This window comes from Rhodococcus sp. SORGH_AS_0303 (assembly GCF_030819335.1).
Lineage (GTDB): Bacteria > Actinomycetota > Actinomycetes > Mycobacteriales > Mycobacteriaceae > Rhodococcoides.
This window is the reverse complement of record NZ_JAUTBO010000001.1, coordinates 3,857,638-3,881,778: the sequence shown is the minus strand read 5'-3', so window position 1 is coordinate 3,881,778 and position 24,141 is coordinate 3,857,638. Positions and strand designations below refer to the sequence as shown.

General features: G+C 67.5%; 23 protein-coding genes. 7 read left to right on the top strand and 16 right to left on the bottom strand.

Annotated elements, in window-relative coordinates; genetic code table 11:
* Positions 1-36 precede the first annotated feature (36 nt).
* Both QE449_RS18405 and QE449_RS18400 read left to right on the top strand, forming a co-directional pair.
* Complete coding sequence (locus QE449_RS18405; protein WP_222639852.1) at positions 37-417, top strand: BlaI/MecI/CopY family transcriptional regulator; 381 nt, start codon at positions 37-39, stop codon at positions 415-417.
* Positions 414-1,304 (top strand): M56 family metallopeptidase, encoded by an 891-nt coding sequence (locus tag QE449_RS18400; protein WP_307109336.1) that lies wholly within the window; start codon positions 414-416, stop codon positions 1,302-1,304. Before QE449_RS18405 ends, QE449_RS18400 begins: the two co-directional genes overlap by 4 nt.
* Before the next feature lie 23 nt (positions 1,305-1,327).
* Here the strand turns inward: QE449_RS18400 and QE449_RS18395 are convergent, their stop codons facing one another.
* From QE449_RS18395 to QE449_RS18380, 4 genes are all read right to left on the bottom strand, one after another.
* Positions 1,328-1,810 (bottom strand): DUF2231 domain-containing protein, encoded by a 483-nt coding sequence (locus QE449_RS18395; protein ID WP_222639846.1) that lies wholly within the window; start codon positions 1,808-1,810, stop codon positions 1,328-1,330.
* A gap of 48 nt (positions 1,811-1,858) precedes the next feature.
* The gene (locus QE449_RS18390; RefSeq protein ID WP_307109335.1) at positions 1,859-6,271 is read right to left on the bottom strand and encodes an amino acid adenylation domain-containing protein; all 4,413 of its coding nucleotides are present in this window, start codon (positions 6,269-6,271) and stop codon (positions 1,859-1,861) included.
* A gap of 117 nt (positions 6,272-6,388) precedes the next feature.
* The gene (locus QE449_RS18385) at positions 6,389-7,732 is read right to left on the bottom strand and encodes an MFS transporter (protein WP_307109334.1); all 1,344 of its coding nucleotides are present in this window, start codon (positions 7,730-7,732) and stop codon (positions 6,389-6,391) included.
* A gap of 153 nt (positions 7,733-7,885) precedes the next feature.
* A complete protein-coding gene (locus tag QE449_RS18380; RefSeq protein WP_222646528.1) occupies positions 7,886-8,236 on the bottom strand; it encodes a VOC family protein in 351 nt (116 codons plus the stop codon).
* 224 nt (positions 8,237-8,460) lie between these two features.
* Between QE449_RS18380 and QE449_RS18375 the strand changes: the two genes are divergently transcribed.
* Together QE449_RS18375 and QE449_RS18370 are read left to right on the top strand one after the other, a co-directional pair.
* Positions 8,461-8,697, top strand: coding sequence for a hypothetical protein (locus QE449_RS18375; protein WP_307109333.1), 237 nt, complete (start codon positions 8,461-8,463; stop codon positions 8,695-8,697).
* Between the two features lie 327 nt (positions 8,698-9,024).
* Positions 9,025-9,978 (top strand): ABC transporter substrate-binding protein, encoded by a 954-nt coding sequence (locus QE449_RS18370; RefSeq protein WP_051613010.1) that lies wholly within the window; start codon positions 9,025-9,027, stop codon positions 9,976-9,978.
* A 52-nt stretch (positions 9,979-10,030) separates the two neighbouring features.
* On the opposite strand, the gene QE449_RS18365 is transcribed toward QE449_RS18370, so the two are convergent.
* Together QE449_RS18365 and QE449_RS18360 are read right to left on the bottom strand one after the other, a co-directional pair.
* Entirely contained in the window at positions 10,031-10,990 is a 960-nt protein-coding gene (locus QE449_RS18365) for a phosphoglycerate dehydrogenase (RefSeq protein ID WP_027504404.1), read from the bottom strand.
* A gap of 38 nt (positions 10,991-11,028) precedes the next feature.
* Complete coding sequence (locus QE449_RS18360) at positions 11,029-11,865, bottom strand: helix-turn-helix transcriptional regulator (protein WP_051613009.1); 837 nt, start codon at positions 11,863-11,865, stop codon at positions 11,029-11,031.
* A gap of 99 nt (positions 11,866-11,964) precedes the next feature.
* On the opposite strand from QE449_RS18360, the gene ilvD reads away from it, so the two are divergent.
* The gene (ilvD, locus tag QE449_RS18355) at positions 11,965-13,803 is read left to right on the top strand and encodes a dihydroxy-acid dehydratase (protein WP_056446463.1); all 1,839 of its coding nucleotides are present in this window, start codon (positions 11,965-11,967) and stop codon (positions 13,801-13,803) included.
* A gap of 13 nt (positions 13,804-13,816) precedes the next feature.
* On the opposite strand, the gene QE449_RS18350 is transcribed toward ilvD, so the two are convergent.
* The 7 genes from QE449_RS18350 to QE449_RS18320 form a co-directional block, all read right to left on the bottom strand.
* Complete coding sequence (locus QE449_RS18350) at positions 13,817-14,866, bottom strand: ABC transporter substrate-binding protein (protein WP_231476174.1); 1,050 nt, start codon at positions 14,864-14,866, stop codon at positions 13,817-13,819.
* A 46-nt stretch (positions 14,867-14,912) separates the two neighbouring features.
* Positions 14,913-15,587, bottom strand: coding sequence for a hypothetical protein (locus tag QE449_RS18345; RefSeq protein ID WP_027504400.1), 675 nt, complete (start codon positions 15,585-15,587; stop codon positions 14,913-14,915).
* A gap of 137 nt (positions 15,588-15,724) precedes the next feature.
* Positions 15,725-16,876 (bottom strand): SGNH/GDSL hydrolase family protein, encoded by a 1,152-nt coding sequence (locus QE449_RS18340; RefSeq protein WP_027504399.1) that lies wholly within the window; start codon positions 16,874-16,876, stop codon positions 15,725-15,727.
* Positions 16,877-16,908: 32 nt separating this feature from the next.
* Complete coding sequence (bla, locus tag QE449_RS18335) at positions 16,909-17,832, bottom strand: class A beta-lactamase (RefSeq protein ID WP_197027718.1); 924 nt, start codon at positions 17,830-17,832, stop codon at positions 16,909-16,911.
* Positions 17,829-18,098, bottom strand: a complete 270-nt coding sequence (locus tag QE449_RS18330; RefSeq protein ID WP_027504397.1) for a metal-sensitive transcriptional regulator — start codon at positions 18,096-18,098, stop codon at positions 17,829-17,831. The genes bla and QE449_RS18330 overlap by 4 nt, the downstream gene beginning before the upstream one ends.
* A gap of 60 nt (positions 18,099-18,158) precedes the next feature.
* Positions 18,159-18,578 carry a DUF302 domain-containing protein gene (locus tag QE449_RS18325; RefSeq protein ID WP_027504396.1) on the bottom strand — a complete coding sequence of 140 codons (420 nt, stop codon included), beginning with the start codon at positions 18,576-18,578 and terminating at the stop codon, positions 18,159-18,161.
* A gap of 25 nt (positions 18,579-18,603) precedes the next feature.
* Entirely contained in the window at positions 18,604-20,670 is a 2,067-nt protein-coding gene (locus tag QE449_RS18320; RefSeq protein WP_027504395.1) for an MMPL family transporter, read from the bottom strand.
* Positions 20,671-21,033: 363 nt separating this feature from the next.
* On the opposite strand from QE449_RS18320, the gene QE449_RS18315 reads away from it, so the two are divergent.
* Together QE449_RS18315 and QE449_RS18310 are read left to right on the top strand one after the other, a co-directional pair.
* Positions 21,034-21,465 (top strand): DUF6153 family protein, encoded by a 432-nt coding sequence (locus QE449_RS18315; protein ID WP_155956913.1) that lies wholly within the window; start codon positions 21,034-21,036, stop codon positions 21,463-21,465.
* 85 nt (positions 21,466-21,550) lie between these two features.
* Entirely contained in the window at positions 21,551-22,177 is a 627-nt protein-coding gene (locus QE449_RS18310) for a DUF305 domain-containing protein (protein WP_027504393.1), read from the top strand.
* 58 nt (positions 22,178-22,235) lie between these two features.
* Here QE449_RS18310 and QE449_RS18305 read toward each other — a convergent pair whose 3' ends face one another.
* Genes QE449_RS18305 through QE449_RS18295 form a run of 3 tightly spaced genes read right to left on the bottom strand, consistent with a single transcriptional unit; the run spans position 22,236 to position 24,093 of the window.
* The gene (locus QE449_RS18305) at positions 22,236-22,646 is read right to left on the bottom strand and encodes a low molecular weight phosphatase family protein (protein ID WP_027504392.1); all 411 of its coding nucleotides are present in this window, start codon (positions 22,644-22,646) and stop codon (positions 22,236-22,238) included.
* Positions 22,646-23,734: an ACR3 family arsenite efflux transporter gene (arsB, locus tag QE449_RS18300; protein ID WP_027504391.1), complete on the bottom strand. Its 1,089-nt coding sequence runs from the start codon at positions 23,732-23,734 to the stop codon at positions 22,646-22,648. Before arsB ends, QE449_RS18305 begins: the two co-directional genes overlap by 1 nt.
* Positions 23,731-24,093 carry a helix-turn-helix transcriptional regulator gene (locus tag QE449_RS18295; protein ID WP_307109332.1) on the bottom strand — a complete coding sequence of 121 codons (363 nt, stop codon included), beginning with the start codon at positions 24,091-24,093 and terminating at the stop codon, positions 23,731-23,733. Before QE449_RS18295 ends, arsB begins: the two co-directional genes overlap by 4 nt.
* Positions 24,094-24,141: the final 48 nt, after the last annotated feature.

Here is a 24,141-nt window from a genome sequence, read left to right as displayed (position 1 = left end):
ACACTCGCTGTATGTCGAGGCAACGCACCCGGGCCGATGCGTAGGGAACCCGGTGCATTGGAGAAGGCGGTCCTCCGGCTTCTCGGTCAGCACGACGAACTCTCGGTGTCCGCAGTACGCACACTCCTCGAGGACGATCTGGCCCACACGACGGTGATGACCGCGTTGGTCCGACTTCACGGGAAGGGTCTCGTGACCAGGGAGCGACAGGGTCGATCGTTCGTCTACCGCCTGACCGCGCCGTACGAAGATCTGCCGGCTCTGCGTGCAGCGATGCGGATGCGTTCGGAACTCGACGCCGGTGAGGCTCGGGCGGATGTTCTCGCCAGTTTCGTGTCCGGTCTCGACCCCGACGACGAGCTCGTGTTACGCGAACTGCTGTCTCGTCACGGTTCCCCGGACACGAACGAATCGTGATCGGGTTCGTCGTGGTCGCGGCAGCACCGTGGACACTGTCGGTGATGGTGCGGCTCTGGTGCCGCAGGGTCGATCGTGACGTGTCCCCGGCCCGGGCGGTCGTGGTGCTCGCATCGTTGACGACCGTGGCGGCGTGTTCGGTGACCGCGTCACTGGTCGCTGTCGCCGCTGTTCTCCTCTCATCGTCGACGTGGCCGGCGACCGTGATCGGTGCAGCCGTGATCCTGTGGTCGGCGTGGCGAGCAGTGCTCGTCGTGCGCCATCTTCGTCGGGTCGTCGCCAGTGCCCGTCGCACCGCACGGTTCGGCAGGGTCGCTGCGCGCTCCGACGGAGTGGTCGTGGTCGAGACGTCCGAGCCGGATGCTTTCGCGGTCCCCTCGGGTGGGGGTGCCGTGGTGGTGACGACCGGTCTACTGGACGCCCTGTCGGATGCAGAGGTCCGCACAGTCCTGGACCACGAGCGGGCACATCTACGTTGTCGCCACGCTCTGTGGACCCAGGCGGTCGAGGTGTCCGCACTGCTCGACCCCGTTCTGTGTCCGTCCGTGGCACGGGTGCGACATGCCGTCGAACGGCACGCGGACGAATGTGCGGCAGAGGCCTCCGACAGGGTCACCGTCATGACAGCACTCGCCCGAGCGGCGCTGTTGCGTGGCGGCGTCGATCGGGAGACGGTCTACTACACGGTGCCCGGCGCCGGCGGCGATGTCGTCGCCCGGGCTCTAGCTCTCAGCGCCCCTGCTCCCCGCCCGCGGAACGCGCCCGTCATCGCTGCGGTGGCCGTCGTCGTCGTGGTGATGGCCATGGTGATCGGCATTCTCGCGGACGTCACACAGGACGTCGTGGCGCCCGAGAGTGGAGAGACAGCCACCTCGGTCCTGCACTGAGTCAGGGGCGACGGACCTGTCTGTCACTCGCTGCTCTCGACCCCCGCTGCGGGCACGTCGCTCCACGTCGCGCGGGCGCCCGACTCACCGATCCGGTACACCTGGACGATGGTCGCGCCGCCCACGACGATCGCCAGGACCGCCACGGCGATCGTGAAGGGGTGTCGCACGGACCCGCCCCGGCGTTCCCTCAGATGGACGGCGACCACCAGGGCCGCCACGACGGCGAGGGCGACCGAGAAATAGATCATCGCGTCACCCAGCTCTGTGTGCGCGTGCACCTCCGGTGATCGCGGCACCCGCTTTTCGAGCCACTCGCCGGCGTCGGTGGTCAGGGGCGTCAGGATCAGGGTGAGGGCGGCCGACACAGCGATCAGCCACACCAGGCGTGATCGGACGGGTCGTGCGACAGCGGCGAGAATGGCGAGCACGGCAGTCAGCGGCGCGAGAACGACGATGAAGTGGACCAGCAGGATGTGGGCGGGCAGACCGTTGATCGTCGACACTGGAGCTCCGATGGTCGGATGCGCGGCGCCGTGCCACACGAACACATACTACAGATCGTGTAGTAACTGGTCGGTCCGCCGGTCGACCATGGTCTCCCGGCGCCACGACGCTCCCGGCTCGTCGATCAGGTCCTGCAGTGCGCGGGCGAGTTCCCGGCCGAAATCCTCGATCGTCGGGGCGTCGTACACCGCGGTGGGATACACGATGGCCACCTCCAGTCGATCGCCAGGCGACTCGCGATGCTCGACGACGTGAACGTGCAGATCGCATTTCGCGGTGTCGAGGGGGCGAGGCTCAACCGTGGCTCTGGTCGGCGTCCCGTCCGGTGTGGTGTCCAGCGTGACGACGTCCGCCTGCATCACGTCGTAGGAGAGTGCGATCTGAAAGAGAGGGTGCCGCAACGGGTGTGGTCCTGGATCGAGTTGCGCTGCGATGGCGTGGAGAGGTACCGACGTGTGGTCGAGCGCCCGTGTCTCGCTCGCGTGCGCGGACCGCACGACATCGGACATCGAGAACGTCGACGTCAGATCGGTACGAACGGGCACCGTGGTGGTGAACGTGCCCACGATCTGTTCGAGCGCCGGATCGTTCCGTTCGGCGACCGGCGTGCCGACGACGATGTCCTCGGCTCCCGTCGCTCTGCTCAGTGCGACGAGTAGTGCGGTTCTGAGAACCGTGAAACGTCCGACGCCGCACTGTCGCGCCACGGCGTCGATGTGTCGGACGGTCTCGCTGTCGACGTGGGTGGTGTCTCGCGCCGCGGTGTAGGACCAGACACAGGGCAGGGGGCGGCCGGCGGGCAGAGTCGCGGTGAAACACGCTCCGCGTAGTTCGTCGGCCCAGAAACTGAGATCTCCGCTCGTCGGACGGGCCGCCGCCCAGACGCTGTAATCGCCATAGCTCAGAGGTATCGACACGAGATCCGGTGAACGACCTCGGGTTCGAGCGCGATAGGCAATGGTGAAATCGGCCGCGAGGATCCCGAGTGACCACCCGTCCGCAGCGATGTGGTGCACGACGCACGCGAGTACCGCATGGTCCGGCGCGACGTGAAGAATCGCAACTCGGAAGGGGCGTCGGTACCGGACGTCGAAGGGAGCGGCGAGAATGTCGCGCATGGTCGTCTCGGTGAAGGGAAGCGCGTCGATCGTGACAGGCTCCGGGTCTCGCTCGACGACCTGACGGGGCCCGTCCGGTGAATCCGGGTACGTCGTCCGCAACGTCGGGTGTCTCTCGATCAGATCGTCGAACGCTCGCGATGCGGCATCGACGTCGAAAGGTCCTGTGATGTCGAGGGTGAACGGCAGATTATAGAGGGGGAGTGGCGAATCGCGATCGATGTCCCGTTGCTGTGGAGCCAGGGGAACTCCGTGCGCAGCGTTCGCGAGACCTTCTCGTGCACGGGTCACGCGCTCTTCCGGTGAGCCTGAGACTCTGGAGTCCAGGACTGCAGCGAGCGCACGGACTGTCGGCGCGTCGACGATGTCCCGTACCCCGACGTCCGTCCCGGTGGCGGTGCGCAGACGCGACACCACGCGCGTGGCTGCCAGTGAGTCCCCACCCATGTCGAAGAACGAGAGTGCGACATCGACCGTCGTCGACTCCAGTACCTCGCAGAATGCTCGAGCGACGAGCGTCTGCATCGCGCCGGACGGCGCGGAGGTCGAGCTCACGGGAACCTCGGGTTCGGGAAGGGCCTCCCTGTTCACCTTGCGATTGGCGGTGAGGGGCATGGCCTCGACGACAGTGATGGTGCTCGGAATCATGTGTGCAGGGAGACTGCGTGACAGGAACCGACGCATGTCGTCGACATCGACGCCGGCACCCACCGGAACGAGATAACCGTCCAGTCGAGCAGTGCCGTCGGACCTCCGGCCGACCCGTACCGCGGCAGCGGACACGGCGGTGTGCCGACGCATCGCGCTCTCCATCTCACCGAGTTCGACTCTGTTGCCGCGGATCTGGACCTGATCGTCCGTTCTACCGTGGTATTCGAGAGTGCCGTCCACGAGACACCGCGCGAGATCGCCGCTTCGGAAGAGACGTGAGTCGGGCGAGAACGGATCGGCTACGAAGCGAGCCGAGGTCATCGCAGATCGTCCGAGATAGCCGCGTGCCAGACCAGCCGCCTCGATGTAGATCTCACCGATCGCGCCGGGAGTGACGGGTCGAAGCTGTGCATCCAGCAGATGAATGCGTACACCGGTCATGGCGCGCCCGATTCCAGATGGATCCCCGTCGGCGAGGGGCCCGGTCATCGTGACACTGCACGTGGTCTCGGTCGGGCCGTATGCATCGAGAAGCACTCGACCTGAACACCATCGGGTCATGAGGTCATCCCGCGCGTCCTCTCCGCCGACGATGACGGTACCGATGGACCCAGCCCGGTCGATGTCGAGTGTGGCGAGAGCGGAGGGGGTGACGAAGAGATGCGTGACGCCGGCACGCACTGCGAAGTCGGTGAGTTCCGGTCCACCGAACACGTTCGGCGGCGCGACCGCCAGGGCACATCCGGTCGCGGCGGCTGCCAGGAGTTCGACCACCGCGGTGTCGAATCCCGGCGCGGCCGACAGGCAGACACGCGAGGAGGTGTCGAGGCCGTAGTGCGATCGGATGTGATCCACCAACGACCCGATACCGCTGTGTGTCACGACGACTCCCTTGGGGGCGCCGGTCGAACCGGAGGTGTAGATGATGTACGCGGCGGTCCTCGGATCTCGGCGGATCGACCCGACCAGGGCACCCGATCTGGGTGTCGCGGCACGGTCGACGAGTGGAATCCACACCGGGCCGACGCCGTTGCCGACGTGTGGCCCGGCGTCTCCGAGTGCCGTCGTCGCCCGGCTGTCCTCGAGAAGAAACCGGGCGCGCGCGACCGGGAGGTCCGGATCGATCGGCACGTACGCGGCGCCGACACGAATGACTGCCCAGAAGGCCACGACCGCCTCGACCGAGCGCGGAACCCGAACAGCCACAGGATCTTCGGGTCCGAGCCCGCGTTCGCGCAGTATGCGCGCGAGCGCATCGACGTGGGTGGCCAGTTCCGCATACGTGACGACTCGGCCGTCTCCCGTGATGGCCGGCGAGTTCCCGTGATGCAGGACGGCGGCATCGAACACGTCGGCCAGTGTCGTCGGCACGCTCGCGGTCGGTCCGACCGATGCGGGTGCCGAGTCCATCTCTCCGGGAAGTCGGATGTCGAGTGCGGAGACGAGGGTGTCGGAGGTTTCCGGGCGAGTGAACTCTGCCGACAGTCGGAGGTAGCGACGACGCAGCCTGTCGAGATCCGCGGCGGTGTGGGCAGCGGGATTGCCTTCGATGTCGACGCGGGGTGCGCCACCGGAGACGGCGGGATGAATGTTGACCGCGAGGTCCGGCACCGGACCCGTCGTCAGAATCTCCAACGTGCCGCACAGGTCGCCGATGGGCAGGTCCTCGGCGAACATCATGATGTTGACCGTCGGACCGAAACTTTCGTGCCCCGGGGCGCCTGCCGCGGCGACTCGTCGGGCCGTCACAGCGGTCCTGGACCGCCGCAACACGGCGCTGAGTGACTTCTCCGTGAGAGCGATCGCGTCGCCGACTGTCCCGTCACCGATACCTGTGAGAACGAGCGGTGCGACTGCCGACATCGTGGACCCCGCGCGCCTACTGATCGCATCGGCGCGCACCGAGATCGGGAGGGACAACCGGATGTCGCGAGCACCGGTCATGTGGCAGAGCAGGACGGCGAAGGCGGCGATCATCGTCGCCGTGGTCGCATATGACGTCGAGGGGCCGGCAGCCTCGGGCGTGTCGGTAGGAACTGCCGACCCTGGTCCCGTCCGGACCGAGACCGGGCGCGGACGATGGACGCGCCCGAGTCGAACGGCGGATCGCGCGGACACCGCGTCCAGTTCGGCCCAGAACGTCTCGTCGCGTGTCGAGCGGGCTGACGCGCGAAACCGAGCGTCCTCGTCGAGCAGCATCTCCGGTGTGGGAATGTCGATCGGGGGAACGGCTTTTCCGTGCACGCTCGCCGCGTAGAGGTCGGCGGTGCGCGCCAGCACCAACATGCTGGTGTGTCCGTCCTGGGCGATGTGGTGCGCGCGGGTGAACCAGAGGACGCGGTCGTCCTGCACGCGGAACACGGTCGAGGTCACGAGGGGCCCGTCGAACGGGAGGAGGTCGTCACAGGCGCTGCGCATCGCATGGCGGGCGGCGTCGGCGGCGTCGTCGAGTTCTCGGAGATCACGCACGTCGACGTCGGGCGTCGCTTCCACGAAGGTCTGACACGGCCGGCCGTCGATGTCCCGGACGCGCAGGGTGGACGACCGATACTCGGCCAGGGCGGTGGTGGAGCTGAGGCGCAGCGCGTCGACATCGAGGTCACCCGTGATCTCGACGCAGTAGGCGATCGTGAACGGCAGATCGGGGGTCACGTGCTGGGCGTACCAGACGGCAGCTTGCGCCGATGTCAAGGGCAGGGGTCCGTCGATGTCCCCTCACCCCCCGTCCCACTCGTGACTACTACTCATCAAGTAGTACCACGAGCGGCGGCTCCGACGGCGGCACGGAATGCGCGATGGGGTACTGATTCACGTCCTCCCCACGCTCGACGTCGCGGACAGATGCAGGTCTTCCTCGCGAATGAGCGCCGTGGCGATGACGCTGATCACCGACGTGCCGACGAGGAAGCCGCACGCGAGCCAGGGTGACCCGCTCGCCGCAGCGATCAGTGCGGTGAGAATAAGTGGTGTCACGCCGGAGGCGTAGATGCCGGAGAACTGGTAGACCACGGACAGGCCGGTGTAGCGGATCTCGGTCGGATAGAGGCTCGCGTACAGCGTGCCCTGTGCTCCGTAGAAGGTGGCGTGAACGATGCCGAACACCAGGACCAGTCCGAGTCCGAAGAGCCACAGGCTGCCCGTGTCGAAGAGGGCGAACACGGGAAACACGGCCAGCCCGTAGGCCGCGATGCCGGTGACGTACACACGCTTGGCGCCCACCCTGTCCACGAGCACCCCGGACACCGGGATCAGCACCGCCATCACCACTGCCGCCACGGTGACCACGAGCAGGACCGAGACCTTGTCGAACTTCAGTTGCGTCGTCGCGTAGGTGATGGCGAAGACACCCCACGTGTTGAAGGCTGCGCCCTCGCCCCATCGCGACAGCAGTCCGAGGACGGTGCTTCGCGCATGACGCCGCGCGAACACTTCCTTGATCGGTGCGCTCGATCGCTGCTGGAGGTCGGACACCTCGCGGAACGCCGGCGTCTCCTCCACCTTCAGGCGTACGACCAGGCCGACGATCACCAGAACGAGACTGGCGAGGAACGCGATGCGCCAGCCGTAGGAGAGGAATTGCTCTTCGTCGAAGATCACCTGCAGCAGGGCGAACATTCCGGTGCCCAACGCGAGGCCGAGCGCGAGACCCACCTGCGGGATGCTTCCGAACAATCCACGCCGACGCGCCGGGCTGTGCTCGACGGCCAGAAGCACGGCACCGGCCCACTCGCCGCCGAGAGCGAAACCCTGTGCGATGCGCAACAGCAACAACAGAATCGGAGCCAGCAGACCGACGTCCTCGGTCGTCGGCAGGACGCCCATCAGAGTGGTCGCCACACCCATGATCAGCATCGACAACGCCAGTGTCTTCTTGCGGCCGATACGGTCTCCGAAGTATCCGAAGACGACTCCACCGATGGGGCGCACCACGAATCCGACAGCGAAGGTGGCGAACGACAGCATGGTGCCGACGAAGGACGACTGATCGGGGAAGAACAGGCGATTGAAGACCACACTCGCTGCCGTGGCGTAGAGGAAGAAGTCGTACCACTCGACGGTGGTGCCGAGCAGGCTCGACGCCACGACCGTGCGAAGGCGCTTGCGCCGGTCGGCATCGGGTTCGTACGAGGCCGAGTCGGTGAGGACAGTCATGTGTTCCGACATTGACGTACGTGGTGCCTCGCCGTCACCCCTTGCGCTCGAGGTGATCCGAACGTCTACAGGACATGGGAACCGTGGATGACTCTGACTTTATATCGCATCGTGTGACTCGGCTGCACACATTCGTCCCGATCGTCGGGTCGGTCAGTACACCGTCCGGAAACCGCCTATCAGGGTGATGACGTTGCCGTCGGGATCGGTGATCGGCGCGAGCCGAACTCCGTTGGTGGCGTCCGTGGTGTCGCCGACGGCGAGTCCGCGGCCCGCGAGCTCGGTGGTGTGAGCGTCGAGGTCGTCGACGGCGAGGTTCGACCGCGTCCGGCCGGCCCGGTCGGCATCGAGGAACACCTGCATCCACGCCCCCGGCACGATCTGCCACTCGATCAGACCCGGCATGGGGTTGTTGTCGGGTTCGCGTCCCAGCAGGCGCGTGTACCACTCGCGTGCGACATCGATGTCGCGCACGGGTACGACGGTCAGTACGTGGTCGATCATGGGCTCGTCCTCTCGTCGGATGTCACCGATGTGGACCGGCGCGAGGTCGGGAACTCATCGACCACGCGACCGCTGTGCGTGATCCGGTGCAGCTGACCGTGCTGTACACGGTTCACTGCACCGGATCGTCCGACACATGGGAGTGGTGAGGGGTGTGGCAGCAGGGCGGCTCGCTATCGTGAGTGACTGGACCGGCACGGTCGATGAAAAGGAGGCGAACCGGGGTGGCGGACGATTCGGACGTGGCGCAGGCGCGGGTGTTTCTCGCGGCGCTGGACGACGAGATCGCGACCGTATCGGTTCAACTCGAGGACGCGCGTCGGCTCGCCGCAGAAGCTCGGGCCAGGGGGGACGCGCCCACCGGTACGTGGCACGAGCAGCAGGCCGCGACACACAAGCGGACTCTGCGAGAGCTGCACCGGCAGACGCAAAATTCGCGCACCCGGTTCGCGCTGGCCTGAGATCCGAACTCTGGAACCTCCGCGAACGGGATCGACGCGATCCGGAGCGGTGGACTCGACGTCGTAGGGTCGACGTGTGAGGACACGACTCGGCGCTCTGGACCGTCGCACCCGCACAGCGCTCGGCGGCCCCGGGCTCGGGGTGGTCGCGCTTGCTGCGCTCGTCGTTCTCGGTGCCGTTATCCTCGTCCACGCGGTGGACCCGGATGGGTGGGTCGTGGCGGTAGTGCTGGCGCTCGTTGCGCTGGTCGTCAATCTCGGAGGCGCCCGCCGTTCACGCAGACGGTGACTCACTGAAGTGAGGTAAGCCTGCGCTAACATTCGGACATGTCGACCATCTCCGCCGGGCGCGCCGGCGCTCTCCTCGCTGCCCTCGCGCTGGCTGTCGCCGGGTGTTCCACCGAGTCCGGGAGCAGTTCCGGTGGGGAAGGGTGGTCTCACACCACTGCCTTCGGCAACACCGTGTCGCTGGACGCACCGCCGGACACGGTGGTTGTCGACGCGTACTCGGCTGCCGCACTGTGGGACTACGGTGTTCGCCCTGCCGGGGTCTACGGCTACGGCATCACCAACGGGCTGGGTCTCGGTGACGCGGACCTCGATTCCATGACCGTCGTGGGTACGGATGCGGTGTTCGAGACGGAGGTGGCGGCGACTATGGGCGCCGACCTCGTCGTCGGCTATTCCGCCGAGACCGATCCCACGTCCTGGATCTGGTGGGAGGCAGCGCAGGCCGAGCAGATCAACGTCGTCGCTCCCTTCCTTGGCATCGACCCGTCCTCGTCGCTCGACGGAACGCTGGATCAATACCGTTCGCTCGCAGCATCACTGGGCGCCGACGTGGACTCCCCGGAGATCGCATCCGACCGTGCGGACTACGACGCGGCGAAACAGCGGGTGCGCGATGCTGTCGCCGCGAGTCCCGGCGTGACGGTGCTGCCCGTCAACGCGGCCGCCGACGCCGTGTACATCGGAACGGAACAGTTGTCGGTGCTGGGACTGCTCTCGGACCTCGGCGTGGGTCTCGCGGGTCCGGGATTCGACGGACCGTGGGCGACGGTGAGCTGGGAGAACGTGGCTCAGTACCCTGCCGACATCGTTCTCGAGTACCCCGCGAGCCGCGAGATGCTGGACGCCTCACCCGTCTACGGTTCCATTCCTGCGGTCACCTCGGGCCATGTTCTGGACTGGGACGACAAGCGTCCCACCACCTATACCGAGTACGCGGACTGGCTCGACCGCCTTGCGGACGCCGTCGACCGCACGAGCTCGTCGACCTGACGCCGACCGGGGGGTACTCCTGTATGGTCCAGGGGCCCCGTCCGGCGGCGGCTCAGGGTCGTCTCGTCGCCACCGCCGACTCGTTGATCGCACCCGCGGCCGGCCGACCGGCCAGTGCTGCGACGACGGACTCGGCGGCCGCGGTACCCGCATCGGTGCGCGCCTCGCGGGTCTGACCGGCCAGGTGTGAGGTGGCCACGACCGTGGGCATGGCCAGGAGCGGGTTGTCCGGGTTCGGTGGTTCGGTGGCGAAGACGTCGAGCGCCGCTCCCGCGATGGTGTGGTCGCGGAGCGCGTCGACGAGGGCATCCTCGTCGACCATCGATCCGCGGGCCGTGTTGACCAGGTAGGCAGAGGGTTTCATCTGGGCCAGTGCCGCGGCGTCGATGACGGGTGCGCCGCCGGCACGGGCGTGGAGGCTGACGAAATCGGACTCGCGGAGCAGAGTGGTTCTGTCGACGTAGGTGACCTCGAGTGCGGGGTCGGGATGGCCGGTGGAGATCAGGACGGTCATGCCGAACGCGTGAGCGAGGTCCACGACGGCCCGTCCGCTCGGCCCGAGGCCGATGATGCCGAGAGTCGCGCCCCGTAGCTGTCGAGTGTCGTGGCGTGGCCACTCTCCGTGCCGCACGCCGTCGGTGGTCTCGCCGATCCGCCTCGCGCACATCAGGAGCAGAGCGAGGGTCATCTCGGCCACCGCATGGCGGTTGGCTCCGGGGGTGTTGCAGACGAGGACGCCGTGAGCGGTGGCGGCCTCGATGTCGACCGAGTCGTATCCGACTCCGCTGCGCGCGATCACGCTGAGGGACGGGGCCGCGCGCAGCATGGCGGCGGTGACGGGTTCGCTGGCGATGATGGCAGCGTCACTCGCGGCGAGGAGCGCGGCCATCTCACCGTCGGGGCGGGGCCCGACGGCGGGGGAGTGGACGGTCTCGTGACCGTGCGCACGGAGCAGGGTGTCGACGTCGTCGCCGGGGTGGAGGTAGTCGGTGGTGATGAGGACGGTAGCCATCTGTCCCTCTTTCATGTCCGTGCCGATCCGGATCGGCGTCACTCGCCGATCAGGCGCTGCACCTTCTCGCGAGTGTCGGTGCCCGCGACAGGAAGGTAGACGACGATGTTCACGTCCTTGTGATCGGTCGGCGCCAACTGGTGGTGCTCGAAGCGCAACTCTCCGACGACAGGGTGCCGGAAGACGCGCTCACGCGAGGCGAATCCCTCGATGTCGCGGTTGTCCCACCCGTCGGCGAACGTGTCACTCGTCGAGCGGAGCCGATCGACCAGGTCCGTGAAGGAGGGAGTGCCGAGGGCGGCGCCTCCGTCCGCCCGGAACTCTGCGAGGAAGCGTCTGCTGTCGGACTCCCAGTGCGGGAGCAACTCGCGCACGTACGGGTCGGTGAAGACCAGCCACAGAAGGTTTCGGTCCGCCGCCTCCACGGTCTCGATGCGGGGGAACAACGCACGGTACGCACGATTCCATCCGGCGATCGTCCACTCCGGACGGAGAGCGAACGCGGGGAAATCGGTGAGGGCATCGAGCAGACGTTGCACGGCCGGAGGCGTCGTCTCCGCGCTCGACGGGGTCGGCGTCGGCGGGTGTCCCGCGAGGTCGAGAACGTAATCGTGCTCGGCAGGCGTGAGGTGGAGCGTCGCGGCGACGGCATCGAGGACTTGGCGTGACGGGTGGATGTCCCGCCCTTGTTCGAGCCAGGTGTACCAGGTGACGCTGACATGGGACAGCGACGAGACGTCCTCTCTACGTAAGCCTGTCGACCGGCCCCGCGGAACGGGCGGCAACCCGAGCCGCGACCGTGGCAGTGCCGAGCGGCGGGCGCGCAGGAAAGCTCCCAGCTCACGGCGCGCGGCGAAGTCCCGGTCGGTGGTCACACGGCAACTCTACGATCGTCCACGCGTGAAGGTGGTGGTGGTGATACCAGTACCGGAGCTGTCTTCCTGCGGCGGCACTCGACCGGCATCGTCGTCCCCATGCCTGCACTTCGATCGAGAACCGTCACGCACGGACGCAACATGGCGGGGGCCCGCGCGCTACTACGCGCCGCGGGGGTGAACGGCGACGATTTCGGTAAGCCGATCATCGCCGTCGCGAACAGCTTCACCGAGTTCGTTCCCGGCCACACCCATCTCCAGCCGGTCGGCCGCATCGTCTCGGACGCGATCACCGCAGCCGGCGGCATTCCGCGCGAGTTCAACACGATCGCGGTCGACGACGGCATCGCGATGGGACACGGCGGGATGCTCTACTCGCTGCCCTCCCGCGATCTCATCGCCGACTCCGTCGAGTACATGGTGAACGCACACTGCGCGGACGCTCTCGTGTGCATCTCGAACTGTGACAAGATCACCCCCGGGATGCTCATGGCCGCACTGCGACTGAACATCCCGGTCGTGTTCGTCTCGGGCGGTCCGATGGAGGGTGGCACCGCAGTGCTCGTCGACGGCACCGTGCGAACCCGACTCACCCTGGTGTCCGCCATGTCCGATGCCGCCGCCGGTGACGTCTCGGACGAGGACCTGGCACGCGTGGAGGAGTCAGCGTGCCCCACGTGCGGGAGCTGCTCGGGCATGTTCACGGCAAACTCGATGAACTGCCTGACCGAAGCGCTGGGGCTCGCTCTGCCGGGCAACGGAACCACGCTCGCCACGCACACGGCGCGTCGGGACCTCTACGAGAATGCCGGGCGCACCGTGGTCGATCTGTGCCGTCGGTGGTACGACCACGACGACGAGTCGGTCCTTCCTCGGCAGATCGCCTCACGCGCTGCGTTCGACAACGCCATGGCCCTCGACATCGCGATGGGTGGATCGACGAACACGATCCTGCATCTCCTGGCCGCGGCACGCGAGGCTGAACTCGACTACAGCCTCGACGACATCGAGAAGCGTTCGCGGATGGTCCCATGTCTGTGCAAGGTGGCACCCAACGGGCACTACCTCGTCGAGGACGTGCACCGCGCCGGTGGAGTGCCCGCCATTCTCGGTGAGCTCCGCAGGGGCGGGCATCTGCACGATCACGTGCACACGGTGCATTCGGAGTCTCTCGCCGACTGGCTCGACCGGTGGGACGTCCGGTCCGGGTGTGCCGACGAGGCCGCGATCGAGTTGTTCCACGCCGCACCGGGATGCGTGCGTTCCGCCACTGCGTTCTCGCAGTCCGAGCGTTGGGAGACGTTGGATCTCGACTCCGCCGGCGGATGCATCCGCGATGTGGAGCACGCGTACTCGGCCGACGGCGGCCTGGCGGTTCTGCGCGGCAACCTGTCCGCCGACGGGTGTGTGGTGAAGACGGCGGGCGTCGACGACTCCATCCTCACCTTCACCGGCCCGGCCGTGGTCGTGGAGTCGCAGGAGGACGCATGTGACGCCATCCTGTCCGGACGGATCGTGGCCGGTGACGTGCTGGTCGTGCGGTACGAGGGTCCGCGCGGTGGGCCCGGAATGCAGGAGATGCTCTATCCGACAGCATTTCTCAAGGGTCGCGGCCTCGGGGCTTCGTGTGCGCTGATCACCGACGGCCGCTTCTCCGGCGGGACATCGGGTCTGTCGATCGGGCACGTGTCTCCGGAGGCGGCCGCGGGTGGCGTGATCGCTCTGGTCGAGGACGGGGACAGCATCACCATCGACATCCCGCACCGCTCGATCACACTGGACGTCGCCGACAGCGTGCTCGCGCAACGGCGTTCTGCCCTCGACGGCTTCCGGCCCCGCCACAGGCAGCGCGAGGTGAGCGTCGCGCTCCGTGCGTACGCCGCGCTCGCACTGTCCGCAGACAAGGGTGCGGTGCGCGACGTCGATTCGCTCCGGTGAGTCCCGTGGTTCGTCACTGCTCCGTTGCGTCGACCGCCGTCGCCAAGCCGTCGACGAGAGTCGGGAGGAAGTAGGGAATCGTCAGTGCCGTCGGGCCGATGGCGGCCCCTGCTTCCTGGCCGACGAATCCGGCGACGGCACCTGCCGCCACAGCGGGGATCTGCCGCGACACGTCGGATGACAGGAACTCCCGGAGTGCCGCGTCCGTGTCCACCTGTGTAAAGACGACAGAGGCATCGATTCGGGAGATCTCCTCGGACGACACCGCGGTCGAGAACGTGGAATCACCGGTCGCCAGTTCGGTGACGGACGGATCGGACGTGAATCCCAGGTTCTCGAGCAGCTCGACGCGCGGGTCCGAGGGAAGCAGGAGGTAGTAGACGTCCTGCGCCTCGGACACGTAGGCGATGGTTCGGTCTCGGAACTCGGGGTGTCGTGCGCCGGCATCGACGACCTGCTGGTCCAGTTCTGACACGAGTTCCGTTGCCTCGACGCTCTTTCCGAGAACCTCACCGGTGACACCGATCGTGTCTCGCCACGGAGTCGACCAGAGCTCGGACGGCGGTGCGACCACGGGAATGCCGGCCGATGTGACCGCGTCGTACTCGCTCTGCGTGAGGCCGGAATGTGGTGCCAGCAGAACGTCGGGGTCGGCTGCGACGAGCTTCTCGACCGACAGGGGACCCAGGACGTCGTCCAGGAGAGCCGGTGCCTCACCGCCGTTCCGGGCGATCGACTCGGCGACCCACGGGTACGTCAGGTCGTCACCGCCGCCGTACGTGGTCGACGGCATGGCCACCGGCATCACCCCGAGAGCCAGCACGGCATCCGTGGCGCCGGCACCCCAGGTGGCCACGCGGGCGGGTGTCGAGTCGAGGACGGTCTCGCCGTACATGTGCCGCAACGTCTTCGGGAACGATGCATCGGCGGTCGTCGCCGAACCGGGGTCAGCGGGGTCCGACGAGCTGCAGCCGACGAGGTGCGCGGTCACCGCCACGGCGGCGATGAGAACTGTGATCGAGCGTCTCGTCCATCGGGGAACGCTGCCGGGAATACGCATCATGCCTTGATGCTAAGGGTAGGCTGCCCTTATGACGCAATCAACGAGGTCAGGTGCCGGTTCCCCGTCGCCCGACTGAATCGACGATGACCCGTGCCTGCGCCACCGACGAGCGCCCGTGAGAATCAGCGACCGCGCGCAGAAGTGCGGATGCGGCGGATACGGAAAGCTCGTGCCTGGCGGCCATCATTCCGATCGCCGTGTGCACCACGTCGGTGTCGGGGCCGGGCTGTGCACCGTTCTCGGCGGCGAAGTCGGTGGCGCACAGAGTGCCGAGAGAGTGCGCCAGTCGGCCGAGAGGGCCGTCGAGCTCCGTCGACCACCCTCGACCTCTCCAGGTGCGTCGGTGAAGTTGCAAGGTTCCCGACGGTCGGGCGCGGGGGCCCACAGGGAACACCCGTAGCCACCCGACGCCCAGGACGCTCAGGGCGCCGGTCACCTGCGGCCACCGCAGGCGATCGAGTGAATCCTCCACCGCGGCATCGTGGACCGCACCGTCGGCGAGAGCGTCGACGACCGGACCGAGCCCGATTGCCTGGAGTTCCCGTGCGACGCGGGCCGCCGTCGTGTCTGTCACGTGCGCGACATTCTGCACCGACCAGTCGCCGGGCGGGACCAGAACCAGGGCGGCGCCGTCGGCGCCCGTCAGATCGACACAGACATCCACGATGTCGGTGATGATCGACGTGCGAAGCCCGCCGTCGTGGTTCCCCGCGCTCACCATCGAGGGTCGTCCTCTCTCGGTGCGCGGGTGCCGCGCTTCACTCGGGACTACCCCCATTTTCGCCACCCCACGCGCATTCCGTGAGAATGCACCGACTGGTCACACTCACGTTCCCCGGTCGGGCCCACGCCCCGTGATCACCCCGGCGCGAACGGCCCTGACGGGCCGAAGGCGATGTCCGCGAAACGCTGTCCCATGACGGCGTGGGCGTCGGTGTCGGGATGCAGGTTGTCCGGAAGTGGGTGGCGCCGTTCGTCGTCCTCGCCGAAGAGCAGCAGTCCGTCGAGGTGGTGGAGGTTCGGGTCGTCCGATCGACTGTCGACGATCTGAGCGAGCGCGTCACGGATCACGCGAAGTGTCAGGCGTCCGAGCGCGATGTCGCCCTCCGTGCCCGTCGCGCGAAATCTCGCGGAGCCGGCGGCGAACGAGTCGGGATCGATCGCCCCGGGTCCCGGAGTGTTCTCGTGGATCGCGCAGTGGATCGGCGAGATCAGCAGCAGCGGTGTGGTCGGGTGCCCGTCGCGGACGGTGTCGAGGAACCCGTGAACTGCGGGAACGAACGAACGAAGGCGCATTGCATCGAGGTTGACGACGTTGATGCCCAGCTTGACGCTGATGACGTCCGCGGGGGAGTCCCGCACGACGCGAGCCATGAACGGATCGACGAAGGCGCTGCCCCCGAAACCCAGGTTGCGCAGCCGAACGCCGGCACGACGGGCCGCGACGACAGGCCAGATGCGCGTGGGGCTCGCGGCGTTGGATCCCTGGCTGATCGAGCTGCCGTGGTGCAGCCACCTCGGTCCGCTCGTCGGCGCCGGGTGCAGAACGGCATCAGCGGACAGCGAGACCAGATCCACCTGTTCGTTGTGGGGGAGCCAGATCTCGACCGTCTTCTCCCCGGCCGGCAGATCGGTGAGGGTGATGCGTTCCGTCGTTCCCGGGTGGACCGTGCTCGTCCCGGTGGTCGGATCGATCTCGACGGTGTCACCGCCCGAGAGCACGTGGGACTGAAGAATCGAGTCGTTCACCACCACGTCGACGGCGCCCCGGTCGCGCATCACACCCCGGTAGGTCATGCGCGTGGTGTGGACCTCGAGGACCATCTGGACGGCGGTCGTGCGTGCGGCGATACGTACTCCGGACGGTTGCGCCTCCATCATCGCGAGCTGCGGGTCCGCATCGCGTTGCCGGACGGCACGGGGGAGCCGGTGTGGGCGCACGCCCCGATCCACGCGTTCGAGCTCGGCTGCACCGAGGACGATGTCGTCGTTGAGTGGTGCAGTGATCATACTTTTCGAGACTACCTAACGGTGTTCAGGGGCTACCGAACGGTGTTCAGGACGACCGCGGCGCTCTCGCTCACCGCGGCGTCCTCGTACGGTGCCGAGGCGTCGTTCTTCCGTGTCAGCACCGTCAGTACCAGCGGGGGACAGCCGGGTGGTGTGACGACGGCGATGTCGTTCCGCACGGCCCCGGCGCCACCCGACTTGTCGGCCACCGTCCATCCGCTCGGCGCCCCCGCGCGGACGAGTGCGTCGCCCGTGGCGTTCCCGCTCATCCACTCGGCCAGGGTCGCTGCGTCGGCATCGGTCGACGAGCCGGCACCCCGCAGTGCGGCCAGACTCGTCGTGAACGCGTCGGCGGTGGTGGTGTTTCCGGTGCTGTCGGGTCCGACCGTGTTGAGGCCCGGCTCCACGTCGGCGATGTCCGTGACGTCGTCACCGAGTCGGGACAGAGCCGCATCGAGTTCTGCGGGACCGCCGATCCGGTCGAACACGAGGTTGGTCGCCGTGTTGTCGCTCTCCCGCACGGCCGCTTCCGCCAACTCGGCCGCCGTGAGCCCGGTGTCCAGACGTGCCGTGGTCACCGGTGAATATCCCGCGCGCTCGATGTCGGCCGCGGTCCACCTCACGAGGTCGTCCCGAGCGTCCTCAGGGGTTCGTCGCAGGAACTCGGCTGCCAGGAACACCTTCACTGTCGAAGCGAAACCGAAACGTTCGGCTCCGCGATAGCTGATCGTCTCGCCGGTCCCGGTGTTCAGGAGGCTGACACCCACCGTCACGTCGTAGCGCTCCTCGACAGCCTGCAGTCCGGTCGAGACGTCGTCGCGCTCTGCTCGACTCGACGTGGGAGCCGGCGAGACGGGCACACCGCCCGACGGAGCGCACGCGGTGAGGGCCAGGGCGACAACAGCGAGCGCGACGCGCGGTCGAGCCGCCGTGTGCAGGAGTGCTCGTCTCGTCACGCGAGTGCGAGGAACAGCTTCTCGAGTTCCGCCTCGGTCATGGGTTCCTTGTTGTCGGCGGTGGCACCGGTCATACATTCGCGCAGGCCGGTGGCGACGATCTTGAACCCTGCCCTGTCGAGCGCGCGCGAGACGGCGGCGAGCTGGGTGACGACCTCCTTGCAGTCGCGGCCGTTCTCGATCATCGAGATGACCCCGGTGAGTTGGCCGTTGGCGCGCCGGAGTCGGTTGAGTACCAGTGCGATGCTGTCGTCGTCGCCGACCATGATGAACTCCTGTCAGAACTGCCGTGAGCTGTCGATGGTACCCCCGGGGGCATCAGGGTCTCAGTGTCCGGGTGCCGGTTCGTCGGCGAGCGTGGCGATGGCAGCGCGGAGCTTGGTCGCTGCGTCGTGGGCGACGTCGCCGAGCGCCGGCACTCCCGTCGACTGGACCATGATGTCGGGGTTCATGGCGTCGACGATGATCACGTCGGCGTTGTCCGGGTCCTCGCGGACGACGACGTTGCAGGGGAGCAGCAGGCCGATCTGTCGCATGACGCCGACGGCGCGGTGGGCCAGGGGCGGGTTGCACGCGCCGAGAATCAGGTAGCGCTCCATGTCCTCACCGAGCTTGGCTTTCAGGGTGGCCTGCATGTCGATCTCGGTGAGCACGCCGAAACCCTGCTCTGCCAGGGCGTCTCGCGTGCGCTGGACGGCGGTGTCGAAGTCGGTGTCGGTCAGGGTGGTGGTCAGAGCGATGGTCACGAGTGTCGTCCTTCGGTCGGGGGTGTCAGTGGGAGAAGCTGATGGACGGGAGGGCCTTGCGGAGCCAGGCCGGTGACCACCAGGCGGCGGAGCCGGTCAGTCGGAGCAGGACGGGCAGCAGGATCAACCGAATCAGGATGGCGTCGAGAAGCACGGCGACGCCGAGGATGATGCCCATCTCCTTCGGCGGGAGCGGGTCGGCGAGGGCGAAGGTGAAGAACACCGCCACCATCACCGCGGCCGCGGCGAAGATGACCCGCCCGGAGTGGGCGAGACCGTCGATCATCGCCGTCGTCGCGTCGCCGGTGCGCTCGACGTGTTCCTTGGCGGTGGCAAGGAGAAACACGGTGTAGTCCATGGCGATGGCGAAGATCATCGCGAAGAAGAACACCGGTCCCCAGCCGTTCAGGAAGCCCTGTGGAGTGAAGCCGAGCAGCGAGGCGCCGTGCCCGTCCTGGAAGATCAGTTTCGCGACGCCGAACGCGACGGCGGTGGAGAGCAGGCTGACCGCGGTGCCCAGGAACGCGATCAAGGGTGCCTGCAGTGCGACGAGGAGCAGCACGAATCCGAGGATCAGGATGATCGTGACGACGAGCGGCAGGTAGTCGTTCAGGGCCTGCTGCAGGTCGAGGTTCTCCGCGGGGGCGCCGCCGACCAGCGCCGACTCCGGGAGCTCGCCGCGCAGGTCGGCGAGGATGGTGCCCATCGACTCGTCGGAGGGGTCGACCGCCGGAATCGCTTGCAGGAGTGCGTAGCCGGAGCCGTCGGCGGCGGGTTGCGGTGGGGTGACCATGGCGATGCCGGACACCTGCGCCGCGGCGGCGGCCGTGTCTGCGGAGTCGGTGTCAGAGATGACGATCTGCAGTGCGCCGGGGGCGCCGTCACCGAACTGCTGCTGGACGAGCGCGTAGCCCTGCCGCACGGGCGCGTCCTCGGGGACGACGGAGATCGACGGCATCGCGACCTTCAGGCCGAGAACAGGCAGCGCCAGTGCGACGAGGACGCCGATCGAGGCGAGCGCGAACGGCCACGGGTGCTTGTGCAGGAGTGCGCCCCACGCGGCGAACATGGGTGAGCGGTGCTGCTGACGCTTGGCGTAGGGGAGGGACGCAGCGTCGACCTTCGGTCCGAGCGCGCCGAGGGCGGCGGGGAGCAGGGTGAGGGTGGCGAGCAGGACGAAGGTGACGGCGAGCATGATCCCGACGGCCATGGTCCGCACCGCGGGGGCGGGGACGATCAGCACGGCGGACAAGCTGACGAGGACGGTGAGTCCGGACAGGACCACGGCTTTGCCGGCGGTGTCCATGGTCTCGGCGACGGCCGCGCGGGGATCGCGGGAGCGCAGGGCGTCGCGGAAGCGGGCAACGAGGAACAGCGCGTAGTCGATACCGAGTGCGAGGGCGAACATCATGGCGAAGTTCATCGCCCACACCGAGATCGGGGTGATCTCGTTGAGCAGGACCAGCCCGCCGGCGGAGGCGACGAGACCGGCGATGGTCAAGAGCAGCGGGAGTCCGGCGGCGACGAGCGAGCCGAACGCGAGGACCATGATGGCGAGGGTGACGGGCCAGGAGATGAGTTCGGCCTGAATCATCGCGTCGTGGTTGGCCTTGTTGAAGTCCGACCACAGCGCCGATGCGCCGGTGGGGTAGACCTCGATGCCGTCGCCGGAGAGTGCGGTGAGCTGGTCCTTGACGTCGTCGACGGCGGTGACCATCTCGTCGGTGGTGCCGTCGGCTCCGGCGATGAGGATGCCGGTGCGCCCGTCGGGGCTGATCGTCATCCCCGGCTGCGGGGGCACGATCTCACCGAAACGCGGGTCCGCGTTCAGGATGGCGGTGGCCTCGGCGAGCGCGGCGGTCGCTGCCGGGTCGCTCAGCGCACCGGAGTCGCTGTGGACGACGACCTGCACCGCGGCGGAGGAGTTGCCGCCGAAGTGTTCCTCGGCGAGCTCGCGGACCTGGACCGATTCTGATCCGTTCGCCTGCCACCCGGCGCCGGCGAGGGACGAGAACACCGACGATGCAGCGGAGCCGAGGGCGATCAGCAGAACCAGCCAGGTGCCGAAGACCCAGCGGCGGCGGGTGACCATGGCTGCGCCCCACCGGCCGAGGCGGCCGGGGGCGCTGTCGTGGTGGTCGCCGGGCCGGGGTTCGGCGACAGTGTCGGACTGGGACACGGTGGACTCCTATACGGCTGGGGGTATGTGAAGGGCCTGGATCGGCCATCGTCGAGAAGTGGTGTGAGGGTGTGCTCAGCGGTGGAACTGTGAGCATTCGGCAGGGGGGCCCACTGGACACTCCTTCCGCGTTCGATCCGCTGGACTGCGCACACCGTGTCACATACGAGGGGGGGTATGCAAGTACCCCCTGGGGTATCTGATCGAGGTTGCCGGGTGTCGGTGCGACGACCGCCGACGTACCCCCAGGGGGTACTCGTCGGTACACTGGGGCCCGTGTTGCACAGTCTTCGGCAGCGACGTTCGCTGACCCTCGCTGTGCAGATGGCCTGGTGGGCCGTCTCGATCGCACTGGGCGTGGTGCTGATGCACATGGTGGTGCCCGTCCAGACCGCCGCGGCCCATGAAGCGATGCCGAACCACCACGCGTCGATGGACGCGGAGGTCCACGCTGGCGCCGCCACGCACACCGCGGAGCCCGGTCCGGCGGCGGAGCGACTGCCGTGCCCCGGCGGTCACGACATGATGCATCCGTGCATCGGGACGGTCACCTCGTTCCCGCCGATGTCGGTCCCGATCGGGGCCGTCGAGTGCCTGCCGGCGCTCGATGACGCATCCGACCGTGTCGTCATGATCGTCGCCCGCGCAGGTCGAGCTCCACCATGGGCGCTGTCCTCGCTGGACGACTCGGTACTTCTGCGGGTGTGACGGGGAGCCCGGGGCAGTGATGCCCCGGCGGATCGCACGTCGATTCAGACCCCTTTTCCGTTCGACACACCTCAGGAGTACGCCCATGCATGTCAAGAACACGACAGTCACCACACTCGCCGCTGCCGCGATCGGAGTCGCCCTCGTCGCCGGTTGTGGCGACGACGGGTCGTCCGCGTCGATGGAGGGCCACTCGATGGGTTCCTCGTCCATGGAGTCCGCGCCGTCTCAGGATCCCGCTGCGGACTTCGCCGACGCCGACGTCGCGTTCGCATCGATGATGTACCCGCACCATGCTCAGGCTGTCGAGATGGCCTCCATGGTCGACGGGCGGTCCACGAACCCGGACGTGGTCACGCTCGCCGACGAGATCGCGGACGCGCAGGGACCCGAGATGGACCAGTTGGCCTCATGGCTGGCGGAGTGGGGTCAGCCGTCTCCGTCGGCAACGCCCGACGACATGCAGGGCATGGATCACGGGTCGGGGAGCGGAATGATGAGTTCGCAGGACATGGCCTCCCTGACGGCCTTGTCCGGCGACGAGTTCGACCAGCGGTGGCTGACGATGATGATCGACCATCATCGAGGTGCGGTCGCCATGGCGGAGACGGAGATCGAGGAGGGCTCGAACGACGACGCGGTCGCGATGGCTCGCACGATCGTCGACACGCAGAACGCCGAGATCGCCAGGATGGAACAACTTCTCGGTTGACCTCCGGCCGACGGCCGCCACTCCGACCGGGAGTGCCGGCCGTCGGGTGCGGCCCGTGTCAGATCCGCAGTCGCGCCGCGAGTTCGTCGACGCGCGTGGCGATGTCGTCGCGCACCAGGCGCATCCGCTCGATGCCCTCGATACCTCGCGTCGACGGCTCGTCGGTGTCCCAGTTCAGGTAGGTCGGTCCCTCGACCGGGTCGACGGTCGCCTCGGTGCCGAGGGTGACGACGAAGTCCATCCGGGACATCAGATCCGGATCGATCGGCTTGGGGTGCTCACCGGTGAGATCGACTCCGACCTCACGCAGCGACTCGGCCGACAGAGCATTGACTGCACTGCCGGGGGCAGTCCCGGCGGAATGCACCTCGACATCGTCACCGGCGACCGTGCGCATCAGCCCTGCGGCCATCTGCGACTTGCCGCCGTTCTTCACGCAGACGAACAACACACTCGGCTTGCGGTACATCAGGATTCCTTCGTCTGTCGGGCGGGTGAAAATCGTCTGCGCAGTGCCAGCGAGACGTAGACGAGTCCCACGAGGACGGGGACTTCGATGAGGGGTCCGACGACGCCGGCGAGGGCTTGGCCGGAGGTGGCTCCGTAGGTGGCGATCGCGACGGCGATGGCGAGTTCGAAGTTGTTGCCCGCCGCGGTGAACGCCAGGGTCGTCGTGCGTTCGTAGCCCAGGCCCATGGCGGCGCCGAGGGCGTATCCGCCGCCCCACATCACGGCGAAGTACGCCAGCAGCGGGAGCGCGATGCGGACGACGTCCAGGGGTTGGGAGGTGATGCGGTCGCCCTGTAGGGCGAAGAGGACGACGATGGTGAACAGCAGTCCGTAGAGCGCCCACGGCCCGATCTTGGGGATGAACGAGGTCTCGTACCAGTCGCGGCCCTTGGCGCGTTCGCCGAAGTACCGGGAGGCGAATCCGGCGATCAACGGGATGCCCAGGAAGATCAGGACGGACTTCGCGATCTGCCACGGTGATGCCTCGATGGTGGTCTGGTCGAGGCCGAGCCAGCCGGGGAGCACGGACAGGTAGAACCAGCCGAGGACGGCGAACATGATCACCTGGAACACCGAGTTGATGGCCACGAGTACGGCGGCGGCTTCGCGGTCGCCGCAGGCGAGGTCGTTCCAGATGATGACCATCGCGATGCAGCGGGCGAGTCCGACGATGATCAGTCCGGTGCGGTACTCGGGCAGGTCGGGGAGGAACAGCCAGGCCAGCGCGAACATCAAGGCGGGGCCGAGAATCCAGTTCAGAGCGAGAGAACCGAGGAGGAGCTTCTTGTCGCCGGTGACGGTGTCGAGCCGGTCGTAGCGGACCTTGGCCAACACCGGGTACATCATGATCAGCAGGCCGATCGCGATCGGCAGGGACACACCGTCGACGGAGATCGACGACAAGGCGTCGTTCATCCCGGGGATCACGCGACCGAGCAGCAGCCCGACGACCATCGCGACGCCGATCCACACCGGGAGGAAGCGGTCGAGGGTGGAGAGCTTGCCGACGACGGCGGGGTGGTCGCTGGTGTTCGCCGCGGTGCTCATGCGGTCACCACCGTCGGGTCGATGGTGGCCATGACGGCCGACAACTGCTGCAGCGCATCGGGAACCACGCGGTAGTAGACCCAGGTTCCGCGCCGATCGGAGCCGAGCAGGCCGGCCTGGCGAAGCACCTTGAGGTGGTGGGAGATGGTCGGCTGCGACAGGTCGAAGGATCCGGAGATGTCGCACACGCACGCCTCACCACCGTCGTGACTCGCGATGAGACTGAGCAGGCGCAACCGGACCGGGTCGCCCAGCGCCTTGAACATCGACGCGAGGATGTGCGACTGCTGCTCGGTCAGAGGTTCACGAACCAGGGGCGAGCATCGGACGCCCGTGTCGGGCTCTGACTGATTCGACATTCTTCTATATTGACGGTTGTCGATGGTCTCGGTCAATTCGCACTCTAC